15 protein-coding genes and 1 pseudogene are annotated in these 14732 nt (G+C 60.0%); 11 read left to right on the top strand and 5 right to left on the bottom strand.

What is annotated here, in order from left to right:
• Window positions 1-53: 53 nt before the first annotated feature.
• Window positions 54-467: a nucleoside diphosphate kinase regulator gene (gene rnk / locus YA0848_RS12145; protein ID WP_034101441.1), complete on the top strand. Its 414-nt coding sequence runs from the start codon at window positions 54-56 to the stop codon at window positions 465-467.
• Here rnk and YA0848_RS12140 read toward each other — a convergent pair.
• The 3 genes from YA0848_RS12140 to YA0848_RS12130 form a co-directional block, all read right to left on the bottom strand.
• Window positions 464-3304 (bottom strand): class I adenylate cyclase, encoded by a 2841-nt coding sequence (locus YA0848_RS12140; protein WP_169902320.1) that lies wholly within the window; start codon window positions 3302-3304, stop codon window positions 464-466. The two genes, rnk and YA0848_RS12140, sit on opposite strands and share 4 nt — an antisense overlap.
• 168 nt (window positions 3305-3472) lie before the next feature.
• Window positions 3473-3727: a TIGR02647 family protein gene (locus YA0848_RS12135; RefSeq protein ID WP_034101439.1), complete on the bottom strand. Its 255-nt coding sequence runs from the start codon at window positions 3725-3727 to the stop codon at window positions 3473-3475.
• Window positions 3728-3821: 94 nt separating this feature from the next.
• On the bottom strand, window positions 3822-4106 hold the full coding sequence (locus tag YA0848_RS12130) for a hypothetical protein (protein WP_034101438.1): 285 nt from the start codon (window positions 4104-4106) through the stop codon (window positions 3822-3824).
• A 126-nt stretch (window positions 4107-4232) separates the two neighbouring features.
• Between YA0848_RS12130 and YA0848_RS12125 the strand changes: the two genes are divergently transcribed.
• A complete protein-coding gene (locus YA0848_RS12125; RefSeq protein WP_034139776.1) occupies window positions 4233-4892 on the top strand; it encodes a glutathione S-transferase family protein in 660 nt (219 codons plus the stop codon).
• 39 nt (window positions 4893-4931) lie between these two features.
• Here YA0848_RS12125 and argH read toward each other — a convergent pair whose 3' ends face one another.
• Window positions 4932-6326 carry an argininosuccinate lyase gene (gene argH, locus YA0848_RS12120; RefSeq protein WP_169902321.1) on the bottom strand — a complete coding sequence of 465 codons (1395 nt, stop codon included), beginning with the start codon at window positions 6324-6326 and terminating at the stop codon, window positions 4932-4934.
• Window positions 6327-6719: 393 nt separating this feature from the next.
• On the opposite strand from argH, the pseudogene YA0848_RS36660 reads away from it, so the two are divergent.
• From YA0848_RS36660 to YA0848_RS12090, 8 genes and pseudogenes are all read left to right on the top strand, one after another.
• Window positions 6720-6836: pseudogene (locus YA0848_RS36660) on the top strand (sensor histidine kinase); the annotation flags it as partial.
• Entirely contained in the window at window positions 6833-7579 is a 747-nt protein-coding gene (locus YA0848_RS12115) for a LytR/AlgR family response regulator transcription factor (protein WP_169902322.1), read from the top strand. The pseudogene YA0848_RS36660 and the gene YA0848_RS12115, both read left to right, overlap by 4 nt.
• Window positions 7580-7716: 137 nt before the next feature.
• A complete protein-coding gene (hemC, locus tag YA0848_RS12110) occupies window positions 7717-8658 on the top strand; it encodes a hydroxymethylbilane synthase (protein ID WP_034101434.1) in 942 nt (313 codons plus the stop codon).
• A complete protein-coding gene (locus tag YA0848_RS36005; protein ID WP_169902323.1) occupies window positions 8655-9404 on the top strand; it encodes a uroporphyrinogen-III synthase in 750 nt (249 codons plus the stop codon). Before hemC ends, YA0848_RS36005 begins: the two co-directional genes overlap by 4 nt.
• 42 nt (window positions 9405-9446) lie before the next feature.
• Entirely contained in the window at window positions 9447-10559 is a 1113-nt protein-coding gene (locus tag YA0848_RS36000) for a uroporphyrinogen-III C-methyltransferase (protein ID WP_169902324.1), read from the top strand.
• 5 nt (window positions 10560-10564) lie between these two features.
• Window positions 10565-11806 (top strand): heme biosynthesis protein HemY, encoded by a 1242-nt coding sequence (locus YA0848_RS12100; protein WP_034101431.1) that lies wholly within the window; start codon window positions 10565-10567, stop codon window positions 11804-11806.
• A 235-nt stretch (window positions 11807-12041) separates the two neighbouring features.
• Window positions 12042-12563: a disulfide bond formation protein B gene (locus YA0848_RS12095; protein ID WP_047881760.1), complete on the top strand. Its 522-nt coding sequence runs from the start codon at window positions 12042-12044 to the stop codon at window positions 12561-12563.
• A gap of 210 nt (window positions 12564-12773) precedes the next feature.
• On the top strand, window positions 12774-13232 hold the full coding sequence (locus YA0848_RS12090) for an Rsd/AlgQ family anti-sigma factor (RefSeq protein WP_034115436.1): 459 nt from the start codon (window positions 12774-12776) through the stop codon (window positions 13230-13232).
• A 55-nt stretch (window positions 13233-13287) separates the two neighbouring features.
• On the opposite strand, the gene YA0848_RS12085 is transcribed toward YA0848_RS12090, so the two are convergent.
• The gene (locus YA0848_RS12085) at window positions 13288-13965 is read right to left on the bottom strand and encodes an FKBP-type peptidyl-prolyl cis-trans isomerase (protein WP_034101428.1); all 678 of its coding nucleotides are present in this window, start codon (window positions 13963-13965) and stop codon (window positions 13288-13290) included.
• 192 nt (window positions 13966-14157) lie between these two features.
• On the opposite strand from YA0848_RS12085, the gene YA0848_RS35995 reads away from it, so the two are divergent.
• A partial coding sequence (locus tag YA0848_RS35995) for an AlgP family protein (protein WP_232925099.1) occupies window positions 14158-14732 on the top strand: 575 nt, incomplete at its 3' end.

Genomic DNA, 14732 nt, shown 5'->3' with positions numbered 1-14732 from the left:
TTTTCTGGCGGGGTTTTGCTTTTTTGTGCAGAAAAAAGGAGTCTGCCTGAATCATGACCACCGCACCGTCCATCATCCTCACCCGCCTTGACGTGCAGCGTCTGGAGCAACTGATCGATCGCTTGGGCGACGAGTCTCCCGGCGTCGAAGCGTTGCAAGCCGAACTCGACCGCGCCGAAGATGTGGTCGGCCACGATGAAGTGCCTGCGGGTGTCGTGACCATGAATTCCAGCGTGCATTGCCGCGAGCAAGGCAGCGGTAAGGACTACCACCTGACTCTGGTCTACCCCAAAGACGCCAACGCCGACGCCGGCAAGATCTCGATCCTGGCGCCTGTCGGCAGCGCGCTGCTCGGCCTGCAGGTGGGCCAGCATATCGACTGGCCGGCTCCGGGTGGCAAGACCCTCAAACTGGAACTGCTCAGTGTCGAAGGCCAGCCAAAAGATGGTGGCGCCTTTCCTCTCTAAATCTGGCTCAGCGCTTCGTTGAGCGACCGTTCCAGTTCGGCCTTATAGCGCAGATACAGGTTGCTTGGGCTTTGTACATCACCGAGCAGGCCTGACAGGTCCAGGTCGGTGATGTAGCAGCGGTAGCGCTCGGGTTCCCGGCGCTGCCCGACAATTTCCTGGGCGACCACGGTGAAGAGTTGATCGCCGAATTCCAGCTCGGAAAACTCCCGCTGATTGCAGTACAGGGTGATGCTCACTTGGCCCGGTGCCGCCTTGCCGATAATCGCCTGCACGTCATAGAACGGTTTGTTCGCCGGGGTCAAAGGCGCTGGCCGAGGTTCGACGCCACGGGCGCGGCCGCTGCCTGATGGCAACAACTGGTAATACAGCGTTTGCACGGCACTCATCGGTTGCTGCGGGTCCAGCGGCGACAGCGCATCGCGGCGATAAATGATCGATTGCAAAAAGCGCTGCAACGGCACCAACAGGCTCTGTTCATCATGGAAGGGCAAGCGCTGTTGCCAGAGCGAGTTGAACTCATCGAGCACGTACAACTCGGCGAAATCTTCATTGACCCGGTAGAACACCTGCACGCAGGCCGCCATGCCCATGGGCAGCAAGAGCGCCAGGTCGTGATCTTCCAGGGCCATGGCGTCCAGGTGCAGGGGGCTATAGCTGGCCAATTCTTCGCTGAGGTAGGCGATCAGCGCGTCCTGGGTGGCCAACGAAACGTGGGTGGCCTGGCCGGGCATCAATTCCATCACATGGTAGTGCTGCTGCACTTGCAGCAGATAGCGATGGTTGGACTGACCCAGCAGCAGGTGTTGCGCGGTATCGAAGACTTCCTCAACACGCTGCGCGATAAATTGCGCACGGTTGTGACAGAAGCAGCGCACCCGCAGGCGCGGCAGATGGTCCGGTGGCAGTTGGTTGAGGTAATCCCGTAAGCAATCGAGCAACGCATGGGGCCCGTCGTAGCGGCTGACCATCACCTCGTTCCAGCTGTTGAGGGTCACTTGGTCGAGGGTCAGCACCAGGTTATCGCGCACCCCGGCGTAACTCAGGGAATCGGTGCGCTCGGTGGTCATCAGAATGTTCAGCTCGCGGTGATGCTTGAGCGGGTCGACGCCGACATTGATCAGCAACAGCACCTCCTCGGGCACCGCCGAACGCAGCAGGCGCTCCTCATCGACGCTGGCCAGGGGCAGAGCGATGGTCTGTTGCAGGCTGCCCAACAGATTGAACAGCTCGAATTCGGTCATGTCGCTGACACCGGGGTGCAGGGCCAGCCGTGTGCTGCTGTCGATGACGCCGTTGCGATGGCACCAGGTGAGCATTTCCAGCAGATCGCGGCTGCGCTTGATCGGCGCGAAGTGTTCGCACTCCAGAGCAGTGAGATTGCCGTTATATAAACTCCAGTGATGCTGGCCCGGCTCTTTGCGGTTAGGCGATTGAAGCAGGGTGAGGGTGTCTTCGGCCAAGTCCGGGGCGATACCCGGGTTGATGAATTCGACTTTGCCGGCTTTGCGCTCGAACGCGGCGTACAGGCGTCGGCCCAGCACATTGAGGTCGCGCTTGTTGATCAAACTGACGGTCTGTTCGGTGCGGGCGAATTGGGTCAGGAAGCGGTAGCTGTGGTTGAGCTCGTTGACCAGGGCGCGGCGTTCGGAAGCCACTTGGCGCACCTTCCACTGGCTTCGGCTATCCAGTAACGCCAGTTGACGCGGGTCCCAACCCCACTCCTGGGCCAGGCGTTCGAGCAACAGGTGTTGCCAACTGCTGGCGCGCTGCCCGGCGCTGAGCTTGCGGTTGACCTTCAGGTACAGACTGCGCCGCACCAGCTCCAGCCGTTCCGGCTCGTTACGCTGCTTGAGGTAGCCCTCGATATGGCGGTAGACCACAACGTAGGGGTCCAGCTCGTCCAAGTCCATTTGATTGGCGTACACGGCCTGTTTGAAGCGCAGGCTCAGGCATTGCACCTGCGGGTGTTCGCTGGCGTAGACCTCGGTCAGCAACAGCTTGAGCACCGACTTGTACGGCGACTCGATGCCTTTGAACAACTGCCACAGCCCGGCGCCCATGAATTCGCCCGGTGGGATGCGCGCCAGATGGCCAAGGTCCAGGGTTTCGTCGGCGCGAATAAAGCGCTTGGACAGCAGCGTATGGGTGAATTCGGCGTAGCGGGTTTCTTCATATACCGGCACCAGCCACCAGATCGGTGTACGCCCGGCCAGCCAGATGGCGGTGCGATAGAATTCATCGAGCAGCAAATAGTGCTGGGTCGTGCCGCAGTCGTCGGAGCTGAGTTGGGTGTCGCGCTCGCCGAGTACGAAGCGCGTCGGTTCGATCAGAAAAAAGTGCGCCTCGGCGCCCATGCTCTGGGCCCAGGCCTCCAGCAATTGGCACTTTTTGCGCAGTTCAGCCAGCTCGTTTTCGCCCAGATCCGCCGCGTGGCATACCCACACATCCATGTCGCTTTGGTCGGCCTGGGCCAACGTGCCAAGGCTGCCCATCAGGAACAGCCCATGGATCGGTCGGGGTGGGTTGCCATGGCGCGGTTTATAGGCGAACGAGCGGGTCAGGCGCTGGGCTTCGATCAGTGCTTGGGGGGTAGGCTCGAAATTCGACAGCCCCGCCGGCGTGCTGCCCGAGACATAACCGGGCAAGAGCGGGTGATTGACGTGAAAGAACAGCGGCAACAGGGTCAGTACGCTTTGCTGGCGAGGTGTCAGCCCCTCGACGGCGCGGGCCATGCGGCCTTCATTGAGCGCCATGAAACGCGCGCGCAACTGTGCAAGCACCTTGCGGTCGATGCCTTCGTCCAAGTCGGGGCGGATTTCATGGGTGCGGGTCATGTCGAACTCGTTGGCTCGCAGAGCCCGGCGTGGGCGGCCGTGTAGGAGTTTACAGTCAGAAACGTAGGAGGTTTAGAGGGAAATGGTTTTTTGGCGTCAGAATTTTACAGTCGCTCAGGCGACGCCCTCGGAATCCGCGGCGGCGGACTCCATGGGCGGCATCCGGAATCAGGCGGCTTCTTTGTTCGTGGCAGTGGTCAAGATGGTCAGCAGGGTTTGCGCTTGCTCGGCAGCATCGCGGCCAAGGCTGGTCAGATAGCCCCCATCCGGCTGGTCGATCAGTTTTTTATCGAAGAGACGTTTGACTGCGGCGATAGCGCTGGGCGCGGCGGTCTGATGGACTTTCAGGCCTTCCTGGGTGCTGTCCAAGGGGAAGAGTGCAAGGATTTCCAGTTCGGCAACCAACTCAGGGGTATACGACATAAGGACTCCAGACTTTCTAAATTTATTAGAGGCTAGCAGGCCATAAGGTGAACTCACTTTGCCGAACTGTCCAGCGTGTTGCTGCGTCTCGGAGCTATTCCTTTTCCGGCGGCAGCTCGGGCAGTGCGCGTAGCGCTGTTTCGTACCATTGGGTATCGAACGCGCGACCCTCGTACAGCATGGCGCCAATTTCGAAAGCCAGCACATGAGCCATCAGGTTAAGAATTTCTTCCCGCTCATAGCCCACCAACGTCAGCTTGTTGAATGTGGCCTTGGCGGCGGGTGGGTTGTCACTTTCGATCTGGTTTTCGATCGCTCCGATCAGCATATGTTCGGCAAAAGCTTCTTCGTCATTGTCGATATCAGTGGGCTCGCTCATGGCGGTGCTCCTCAAGGAAAGGGCGCCAGTCTACCCCCATTCAAGCAGGTGATGCTGCTGGTCAAGCGGCCACCGGGCGTCTATAACGCTTGCAGCCAACCCCGCACACGGCCTGGAGGCTTTGCGATGCTCAAGCTTTACGGATTTTCGGTCAGCAACTACTACAACATGGTGAAACTGGCGCTGCTGGAGAAGGGCCTGCCCTTCGAAGAAGTACTGTTTTATGCCGGGCAGGCCCCTGACGTACTGGCGGTCAGCCCGCGCGGCAAGGTGCCGGTGCTGGAGGTGAAGCAGGGCTTTATCAATGAAACCAGCGTGATCTTGGAATATATCGAACAAACCCAGGAAGGGCCGTCACTGCTCCCGGCCGACCCGTTCGAGCGCGCCCAGGTGTTGGCCTTGTGCCGGGAAATCGAGCTCTATATCGAACTGCCCGCGCGCGCCTGCTTTGGCGAAGCATTTTTTGGCGTAGCGGTTGCGGAGGCGATCAAGGAAAAATCCAAGGCGGAATTGCTCTTGGGCATCGCTTCGCTGGGGCGGCATGGCAAGTTTGCGCCGTTTGTAGCGGGGGAGAGCTTCACCATTGCGGATCTGTACTTCATGTACAGCTTGAACCTGGCCTGCGGGGTCGGCGAGAAGTTGTTCGGGCTGGACTTGCTGGCGCAGTTGCCGGCGGCCAAAGCGTTGCTGGATCGCCTTAACGCAATGCCCAACGCGCAAAAAGTGGAGGCGGACAGGCAAGCCGCGATGCCGGCGTTCCTGGCCATGGTGGCGGCGAAAAAGTGATCAAGTGTGGGAGGGGGCAACCCCCTCCCACTACTGTACTCAGCGGTTGGCGAGCAGGGCCTGGCCGCGCGCGACCGCTGCCTTGACCTGCGCCGGCGCGGTGCCGCCCACATGGTTACGGGCGTTGACCGAACCTTCCAGGGTCAGCACGGCAAACACGTCCTGCTCGATCTGATCGCTGAACTGGCGCAGTTCTTCCAGGCTCATTTCCGCCAGGTCCTTGCCGGTGTCCACGCCGTATTTCACGGCGTGGCCGACGATTTCGTGGCAGTCGCGGAACGGCAGGCCACGACGCACCAGGTAGTCCGCCAGGTCAGTCGCCGTGGAGAACCCGCGCAAAGCCGCTTCGCGCATGATGGCGTGCTTGGGCTTGATCGCTGGGATCATGTCGGCAAACGCGCGCAATGAATCGCGCAAGGTGTCGGCGGCGTCGAACAGCGGTTCCTTGTCTTCCTGATTGTCCTTGTTGTAGGCCAATGGCTGGCCCTTCATCAAGGTCAGCAGGCCCATCAGCGCGCCGAATACACGGCCGCTCTTGCCACGTACCAGCTCTGGCACGTCGGGGTTTTTCTTTTGCGGCATGATCGAGCTGCCGGTGCAGAAACGGTCCGGCAAATCGATGAACTGGAATTGTGCACTGGTCCACAGCACCAGCTCTTCGGAGAACCGCGACAAGTGCATCATCGCGATGCTGGCGGCGGCGCAGAATTCGATGGCGAAGTCACGGTCCGAAACGCCATCCAGAGAGTTGCCGCCCACGGCGTCGAAACCCAGCAGTTGCGCGGTGTATTCGCGGTCGATCGGGTAGGTCGTACCGGCCAGCGCGGCGCTGCCCAAAGGCATGCGATTGGCGCGCTTGCGGCAGTCCACCAGGCGCTCGTAGTCGCGGCTGAGCATTTCGAACCAGGCCAACAGGTGGTGGCCGAAGGTCACGGGCTGTGCGGTCTGCAGATGGGTGAAGCCGGGCATGATGGTGTCCGATTCACGCTCGGCTTGCTCAAGCAGGCCTTTTTGCAGGCGGGTGATTTCGGACAGGATCAGGTCGATTTCGTCACGCAGCCATAGGCGAATATCGGTAGCGACTTGGTCGTTACGGCTGCGTCCGGTGTGCAATTTCTTGCCAGCCACACCGATACGATCGGTGAGGCGGGCCTCGATATTCATGTGCACGTCTTCCAGGTCGACGCGCCAGTCGAACGTACCGGCTTCGATCTCACCGCGGATGGTGGTCAGGCCGTCGATGATGCTGTCGCGCTCGGCCTCGGTCAGCACGCCGACCTTGGCCAGCATGGTGGCGTGGGCGATGGAGCCCATGATGTCGTGGCGGTACAGGCGCTGGTCGAAGGTGACGGAGGCGGTGAAGCGCGCGACGAAGGCGTCGACGGGTTCACTGAAGCGGCCGCCCCAGGACTGGTTGGTCTTGTCGGTGCTCATGGATTCGCTCGTGAGTTGCTTTAATAAAAAGGCGTGGAAGTGTGGCGCCGATCATAACAGGGTTGCTCGCGGAGGCGGTGGCGCGGGTCGTCGGCATTTTTATTTGTGCAAAGGATGGCTAAGTGCCTTGCCGTCGATCGCGTCCGGGACGAGACTGGAAAAAGAGACTTATTGAAACGATATTTGACGATTGAGCAATGTCGTCTCGGCAAGCGTCTACAGTTGGACTGATAGTGTGTGAATGCACCAAAGTCGGGTAATGCGGTCAGAGCCCAGACTAACCATTAAACAAGGGGGGTATTCGGATTGTGTATCAGCAAACCCTACGACGATGCCCGAAGGCAGCGGGTCTTGGGCGCTAATGAACAGGTCCGGGTAAATATGGGTGCCACCTTCGGGGCACTTTTTGCCGCTCGCACGAGTCTTAGCGTGGATCGCTGTGACGCAAGTCACCGCACCTGTCTACGTTATCCTTGTGCGAGACTCACGCAGGAATCCAGCGCAATATGAATGTCCTGATCGTTGATGACGAACCCCAAGCCCGCGAGCGACTGAGTCGTTTAATCAGTGAACTCGAGGGTTATACCGTTCTTGAACCGAGCGCCACCACCGGTGAGGAGGCGTTGACGCTGATCGACAGCCTCAAGCCCGATGTGCTGTTGCTCGATATCCGTATGCCGGGCCTGGATGGTCTGCAGGTTGCTGCCCGCCTGAGTGAGCGCGAATCGCCACCGGCCTTGGTATTGTGTACGGCTCAGGACGAGTTTCCCGCGCAGACGCTGGAAGACAGTGGCGTGAGCTTCGTGACCAAACCGGCGACGGCCGAAGCGTTGCTCAAAGCCCTGAAAAAGGCCGAGCGCCCCAGCCGCGCCCAGCTCGCCGCGTTGACCCAGCCCGCCGCCCAAAGTGGCAACGGCCCCCGCAGCCATATCAGTGCACGTACCCGCAAAGGCATCGAGTTGATCCCTCTGAATCAAGTGGTCTACTTCATCGCCGATCACAAGTACGTCACGCTGCGTCACGAAGCGGGTGAAGTCTTGTTGGATGAACCGCTCAAGGCCCTTGAAGATGAGTTCGGCGATCGCTTCGTGCGTATCCACCGCAATGCGTTGGTGGCCCGAGAGCGTATCGAGCGTCTGCAACGTACGCCGCTGGGGCACTTTCAGTTGTTCCTCAAAGGGCTCAACGGCGATGCCTTGATTGTCAGTCGTCGGCATGTCGCCGGCGTGCGCAAAATGATGCAGCAGCTTTAGCCCGAGGGCTGTAGCGGGGCTGCATTCCTAATCCCGGTGCGACGAGGCCAGGGAGGCCCCGCACTTGCTGATTCAAATCAAGGCGTATTTGCCTGAGCTGTTATTATCTGCCGTATCTATTCAGTACGGATTGATCCATGTCCCCTCGCGAAATCCGCATCGCCACCCGTAAAAGCGCCTTGGCCCTATGGCAGGCCGAATACGTCAAAGCTCGCCTTGAGCTGGCCCACCCCGGCCTCAAGGTGTCCCTGGTGCCCATGGTCAGTCGCGGCGACAAGCTGCTCGACTCACCGTTGTCGAAGATCGGCGGCAAGGGCCTGTTCGTCAAAGAACTGGAAACCGCGCTGCTGGAGAACGAAGCCGACATCGCCGTGCACTCGATGAAAGACGTGCCCATGGACTTCCCTGAAGGTCTGGGCCTGTTTTGCATCTGCGAGCGTGAAGACCCCCGCGACGCTTTCGTTTCCAATACCTACGCTTCACTGGACGAGTTGCCCCTGGGCAGCATCGTCGGTACCTCCAGCCTGCGCCGTCAGGCCCAGCTGTTGACGCGCCGTCCGGATCTGCAGATTCGCTTTCTGCGCGGCAACGTCAATACGCGCTTGGCCAAGCTGGATGCCGGTGAGTATGACGCGATCATCCTCGCCGCCGCCGGTTTGATCCGCCTTGGCTTCGAAGACCGCATCACCTCGGCCATCAGTGTCGAAGACAGCCTGCCCGCCGGTGGGCAGGGCGCCGTGGGTATCGAATGTCGCAGCGCCGACAGTGAAATCCATACTCTGCTCAAGCCTCTCGACCATCGTGATACCGAAGTTCGCGTCACCGCCGAGCGTGCCTTGAACAAGCACCTCAATGGCGGCTGCCAAGTGCCGATTGCCTGCTACGCCGTACTTGAAGGCGATAACTTGTGGCTGCGCGGTCTGGTGGGCGATCCGGAAGGCGGCACCTTGCTGACCGCCGAGGTGCGTGGCCCGCAATGCGAAGCGACGGCTTTGGGCATCCAAGTGGCGCAAGAGCTGCTGGAGAAAGGCGCCGGCGCCATCCTGCAAAAAGTCTACGGCGAGGCCGGCCCGCAGTGACCGGCTGGCGTGTGCTGCTGACGCGGCCTGCCGAGGAATCGGCGGCGCTGGCGACGGTGTTGTCCGACGTAGGGATCTACAGCAGCAGCCTGCCCTTGCTGGATATCGAGCCCTTGTCGATCACCCCTGACCAGCAAGCGCTGTTGCGTGACCTCGGCCGCTACTGTGCCGTGATTGTCGTCAGCAAACCCGCCGCGCGCCTGGCCTTGCAACAGCTGGATCGCCACTGGTCCGAGGTGCCCTGGTTCAGTGTGGGGGCAGCTACTGCGCAGGTGCTGGCCGATCAAGGCTACACGGTTCACTATCCGCACACCGGCGATGACAGCGAGGCCTTGCTTGAACTGCCGGCATTACGCGAGGCTATTGCGCGCCCCGATGCACGGGTGCTGATCCTGCGTGGTGAGGGCGGCCGCGAATTGCTGGCAGAGCGTTTGCGCGAGAGAGGTGCTAGTGTCGACTACCTGGAGTTGTACCGGCGGTTCCTTCCGACCTACGACACCGGTGTGTTGATGCAGCGCATCCAGTTGGAACGCTTGAACGGCGTGGTGGTCAGCAGTGGGCAGGGGTTCTTGCACCTGCAAGCCCTGGCCGGCGCCGATTGGCCGGAGGTGGCACAGCTGCCGTTGTTCGTGCCCAGCCCAAGAGTCCAGGAAATGGCGCGGGCTGCCGGTGCAGAAAAAGTGGTGGATTGTCGCGGCGCGAGTGCCGCGGCTTTGTTAGTGGCGTTAGGCGGCTATGTCTTATAAAAACATCCCGCCCCCACTCTCTGATACGCAAAGGACGGATACGTGAGCGAAACAGCCTTGCCTAAAGATGAAGCTCAACCCGCACTTGATGCGCCGGTCGAGACACCGGTCACCGCGCCGCGCCGTGGCAATGGCCTGGCGGTCGTCGCCTTGCTGCTCGGCGCTGCCGGAGTGGCCGCCGGCGGTTGGGGGATCTGGCAGGTCCGTGCCCTGCAAGCCAGTCACCAGCAGCAACTGGGCCAGGTGCAGACCCTGGATGAGCAATCCCAAACTCTCAAGCAAACCCAGCAACAACTGGCCGCGCGACTGGCTCAACTGCCGGGTGCGGATGAGCTGGAGGAGCGTCGCCGTCTAGTGGCCCAATTGCAGGGTGATCAGCAACACCTGAGCCAGCGCTTGGAAACCGTTCTGGGTGCCAGCCGTCAGGACTGGCGTCTGGCCGAGGCCGAGCACTTGATCCGTCTGGCGAGCCTGCGCCTGTCGGCCTTGCAGGACATCAATAGCGCCCAGGCGCTGGTGCAGGGCGCTGACGAGATTCTGCGCGAGCAAAGCGATCCCGGCGCCTATGCGGCCCGTGAGCAATTGGCCAAGAGCCTGGTCGCTCTGCGCAGTACCGAACAGCCGGACCGCACCGGGCTGTACCTGCAATTGGCCGCCCTGCGCGATCAAGTGGTGCAGCTGGCGGCGATTGCGCCGGAGTATCAACTGACTGAACCCGCCGCTGAAGGTCGTCCCACCACCGATACCGAGGGACGTTGGAGCCAGTGGTGGGAGCAGATTTCTCGCTACTTCCGCATTGATTTCAACCCAGACGACAACATCCGTCCGTTGCTTGCCGGTCAGGGGCTGAACCAAGTGCGTCTGGCCCTGAGCCTGGCGCTCGAACAGGCGCAATGGGCGGCGCTCAATGGTGAGTCGGCGGTGTATAGCCGCTCACTGGGTGAGGCGCGCAGCGTGCTGCAGGACAACTTCAATCAGGACAACCCGCAGAGCAAAGCGATGCTGGCGCGCATCGCCGAGCTTGAGCCCAAAGCCGTGTCGGTGGTGACACCGGACCTGGCCGCGAGCCTCGCCGCGGTGCAGGCGTATCTTGATCGTCGCCACCTGTCTGCCGATGAAGCCAAGGCGGCTGCCAAGCCGGCGACCCAGGAGTAGAGCCGATGAAGCGTTTCTATGTGATCCTGGTGCTGGCGATCGCGATCGCCCTGGCACTGGCTGTGGGCATCTCGAAACACACCGGCTACGTGCTGATTACTTATCCACATGTGCTGCATTACGAGTCGAGCCTGTGGGCGACCCTATTCGCCGTGTTTGCCATCATTCTGGCGATCTACCTGGTCCGCGTCTTGCTGAGCCTGGTTACCACGTCGGGCGGCGTGGTCAACCCTTGGTCGCGGCGTAATCGCAGCCGCCGTACACAGATCGCTATCGAACAGGGCCAGATGGACCTCGCCGAAGGGCGCTGGGCCAGTGCCGAACGCCATTTGCGGCGTGCCGCCGAAGCCGAACGCCAACCGTTGTTGTACTACCTGGGCGCGGCGCGAGCCGCCAATGAACAGGGGCGTTACGAAGAGTGCGATGCTTTGCTTGAGCGCGCTTTGGAGCGCCAGCCCCAGGCTGAGCTGGCGGTCGCCTTGAGTCATGCGCAACTGCAACTGGACCGTGGCGATACGGACGGTGCGCTGGTCACGCTACAGGCAATGCACGAGCGTCATCCGCATAACGCGCAGGTGCTACGTCAGTTGCAGCGTTTGCATCAACAGCGCGGTGACTGGTCGTCGGTGATTCACCTTTTGCCGCAGCTGCGTAAGGACAAGGTGCTGCCCGCCGGCGAACTGGCCGAGCTGGAACGTCGCGCATGGGGTGAAAACCTCAGCCTTGCGGCTCAGCGTGAGGAGCAGGACGAAGCTGGCCAGCAGTCCCTTGAGCGGGCTTGGCAGCAGCTTACCTCTGCCCAGCGTCAGGAGCCGCAGTTAGTGCTGGCTTACGCCGAGCAACTGCGCCAATTGGGTGCCGACGCCAAGGCCGAAGAGGTCTTGCGTGGTGCGATCAAGCGCGGTTACGACAGCCATCTCATTCGCCTCTACGGTCTTTTACGCGGCAGCGACTCGGCTCGGCAGTTGAAGTTCGCCGAAGGTTGGCTCAAGGATCATCCCGGTGATGCCAGCCTGTTACTGACCTTGGGACGCTTGTGCCTGCAAAACAGCTTGTGGGGAAAGGCGCGCGACTATCTGGAAAGTAGCCTGCAGGTGCAGCGCAACCCTGAGGCTTGCGCCGAGCTGGCGCGTCTGTTGGCGCAGTTGGGAGATACCGAACGCAGCAACCAGTTGTTCCAGGAAGGCCTGGGGTTGTTGGATCGCCGTTTATTGGCGTCACCTTTGCCAGTCCCTGCCCGGGTTTGATGTAGGAAGGAGCGGAGGGTTGACTCAGATATGTCAAACCCTCACCCCCTTTGATGCACGCGAACAGGGAGGGTCAGTGTCTGGCAGCAAACTCCTACGCGCCGTCGCCTGAAGTCTTCCATCCTCTGGTGGGATGTCTGCAGGCTCTCACGGAATCGTCTGGTCTAACGTATATTGAAAGCGTTCAGGCCTTTCCTCTACCGTAGCGATCTACTTTTCGCGATGCGGATAAAGCATGTCTTTGGCCCCTTCTCGCTCCTTGTTTTTTCTGGCGTTCCTGGCCGGTGCGCTGACGTTGGGCGCATCCTATTACCTTGAGTTCGGCGTCTCGTTACGCCCGTGTTTCTTATGCCAACTGCAGCGGGTTTTTCTGGCTGCTTTCACGCTGATCAATTTGATCGCTGCCCTCCATAACCCCAAACGTCCCGTCATCTCGCTATATGGGCTGGCCAGCGTGGCGTGCGCGACGCTGGGCGCTATCACGGCGGTACGCCAGATACTGCTGCAAAATGCCGCACCCGACCAAACCGCCGATTGCTGGCCCAGCCTCAACCATATGCTCGAAAATCTTTCGCTTTGGCAGGCGCTGCAACAGGCCGTCGAAGGCACTGTCGACTGCGTGGAAATCAACTGGACGTTGTTCGATTTAAGCCTGCCGGAGTGGAGTCTGCTGTTTTTCGTGGGGATGCTGATTCTGGGCATCACGCAGTTTTCACGACCGTTACTTCGCCGTCGCCTGTACCCGACGAGGCCATAAAAGCAGGCTGAGGTTTGTAGGACGGGATTAAACACTTGTATGAACTTTCTGTCCTGCGTACCTTGAAGCCATAGTCATGCGGGCATAATCTGGCCCGCACGCGTTATTCAAACCAGTTGTCTGATGCAGCCCTGTCCCGCTGCTGCTTTATCCTTGAAGTGTTGCGCGGGCATCAGGCGGCAGCGCCCCTAATAGGGAAGAGAGATCATCATGTTGGAACGTTGCAAGAATGCTCGCGAACGCTGGGGCGGGGTGCACAAGCTGATCGACAGCTGGTTGAAGGCACGTCACGAATTGATTCGGGCTTTTGATGCGCTCGGTGCCGAGCCCGAGGCGTTGGCCGAGAAGCGTGAACCGTTGCAGGATTTCTGCGTGGTGTTGGTGGATTACGTGTCCGCAGGGCATTTGAGCATCTACACCCAGCTCACCAAGGAGGCGGAAGCCTTCAAAGACCAGCGCGGTCTGGATTTTGCAAAGACCCTTTACCCACGCATCGATGTGATCACCGAGAAGCTGCTGGCATTCACCGATCTGTGCGATCAAGGCAAGTGTGTCGCCGAGAAATTCAAAGAATTGGGTGCGCTGCTCCACGAGCGTTTCGAGCTGGAAGACTGCCTGATTGAAGTGCTGCACAACGCTCACAAAGAAAACACTGTCGCTCAGGCCTGACTTCGGGATACGCGATAAAAAAAACGGTGCGCAGGTCGCACCGTTTTTTATTGGCTCAAGAACGGGTATCGAGCAATTCGATCTCGAAAACCAAGGGCGTGTACGGCGGGATCAATTCGCCGGCACCGTCGGCGCCATAAGCCTGCGCCGATGGAATCACCAGGCGCCACTTCGCACCCACGGGCATCTGTTGTAGAGCACTGCTCCAGCCGCTGATCACGCTGTCCAGGCGAAACCACTGAGGCTGTGTGCTCTTGTCGAAAACCGTTCCGTCGGGCAGCCGACCGACATATTTCACTTGAACCTGACCATTGGCTTTCGGCGTGGGGCCGGTACCTGGCGTGAGTTCCGTGAGCAGAATTCCATCCGCCAATTCACGAACGCCTTTCATGGTTTTTTCCTGGGTCAGGAATTGTTGTTCGGCAGCGAGTGCTTTTTCACTCAGGGGCGCTTGGGCGTCCGCTTCGCTCTGCGCTTCGTGCTGCGCGAGGATCTGCTCGATACGCGCGTTATCCAAGGCCAGTGGCTTGCCTTGATAGGCTTGTTTGAGGCCGTCGATCAGGGCCTGGATCTGCAGGTCTGGAACCTCCTGGCGCAGGCGCTCACCGAGGCTGGCGCCCAGGCTGTAGGCGAGGTCATGCCGATCCGGCTCGATGGTTTTAGACGGCGACGGCGCGCTCGCATTGGCTACCGAAATCGCCAGGCCAAGCACAAGAAAAAGGTAACGCGACATGGACATTCTCCGGCCGAAAGTGCGATGGATTATGCCAGTGTGGAAACGTAAAAAGTGCCGCCCATTTTCGTTCTCACGATAAGAATTTTCGTACGGTGCAACGCGAGGCAATCGATACTGTCAACATGCGCTAGCGGCGGTAAGAGCAGAGGGCTAGTATGAGCCGCACCCACGTCAGCCAGGAGGTAAACCATGTCGGCCAAACAGAAGCCTGTTAATACCCCGTTGCACTTACTCCAACAACTGTCGGGCAGCTTGCTCGAACATCTGGAAAGCGCCTGTTCCCAAGCGTTGGCCGATGCAGAAAAACTGCTCGCCAAGTTGGAAAAACAGCGCGGTAAGGCGCAAGAAAAGCTGCACAAATCCCGCACCAAATTGCAAGATGCCGCCACCGCCGGCAAGGCCAAGGCACAAGCCAAAGCCAAAGACGCTGTTAAAGAACTTGAGGACTTGCTGGACGCTCTCAAGGATCGCCAAGCTGAAACCCGCGCCTACATTTCTCAACTCAAAAAAGATGCTCAGGAAAGCCTGAAACTGGCCCAGGGCGTTGGGCGTGTAAAAGAAGCCGTGGCTAAAGTGCTGGGTGCTCGTACACCGGTAAAAGCTGTTGCAGCAAGCGCGGCGAAGAAGCCTTCGGCCAAACCAGCGGCTAAAACCGCTGCCGTTAAGCCAGCAGCCAAGTCAGCAGCTAAAACCGCTGCCGCTAAACCAGCAGCCAAACCAGCAGCTAAAACTGCTGCCGCTAAACCAGCAGCCAAACCAGCAGC

The organism is Pseudomonas sp. S4_EA_1b (genome assembly GCF_016307435.1).
In the GTDB taxonomy this organism is placed as follows: domain Bacteria; phylum Pseudomonadota; class Gammaproteobacteria; order Pseudomonadales; family Pseudomonadaceae; genus Aquipseudomonas; species Aquipseudomonas rhodesiae.
This window is presented reverse-complemented; position numbering and strand designations above follow the sequence as displayed.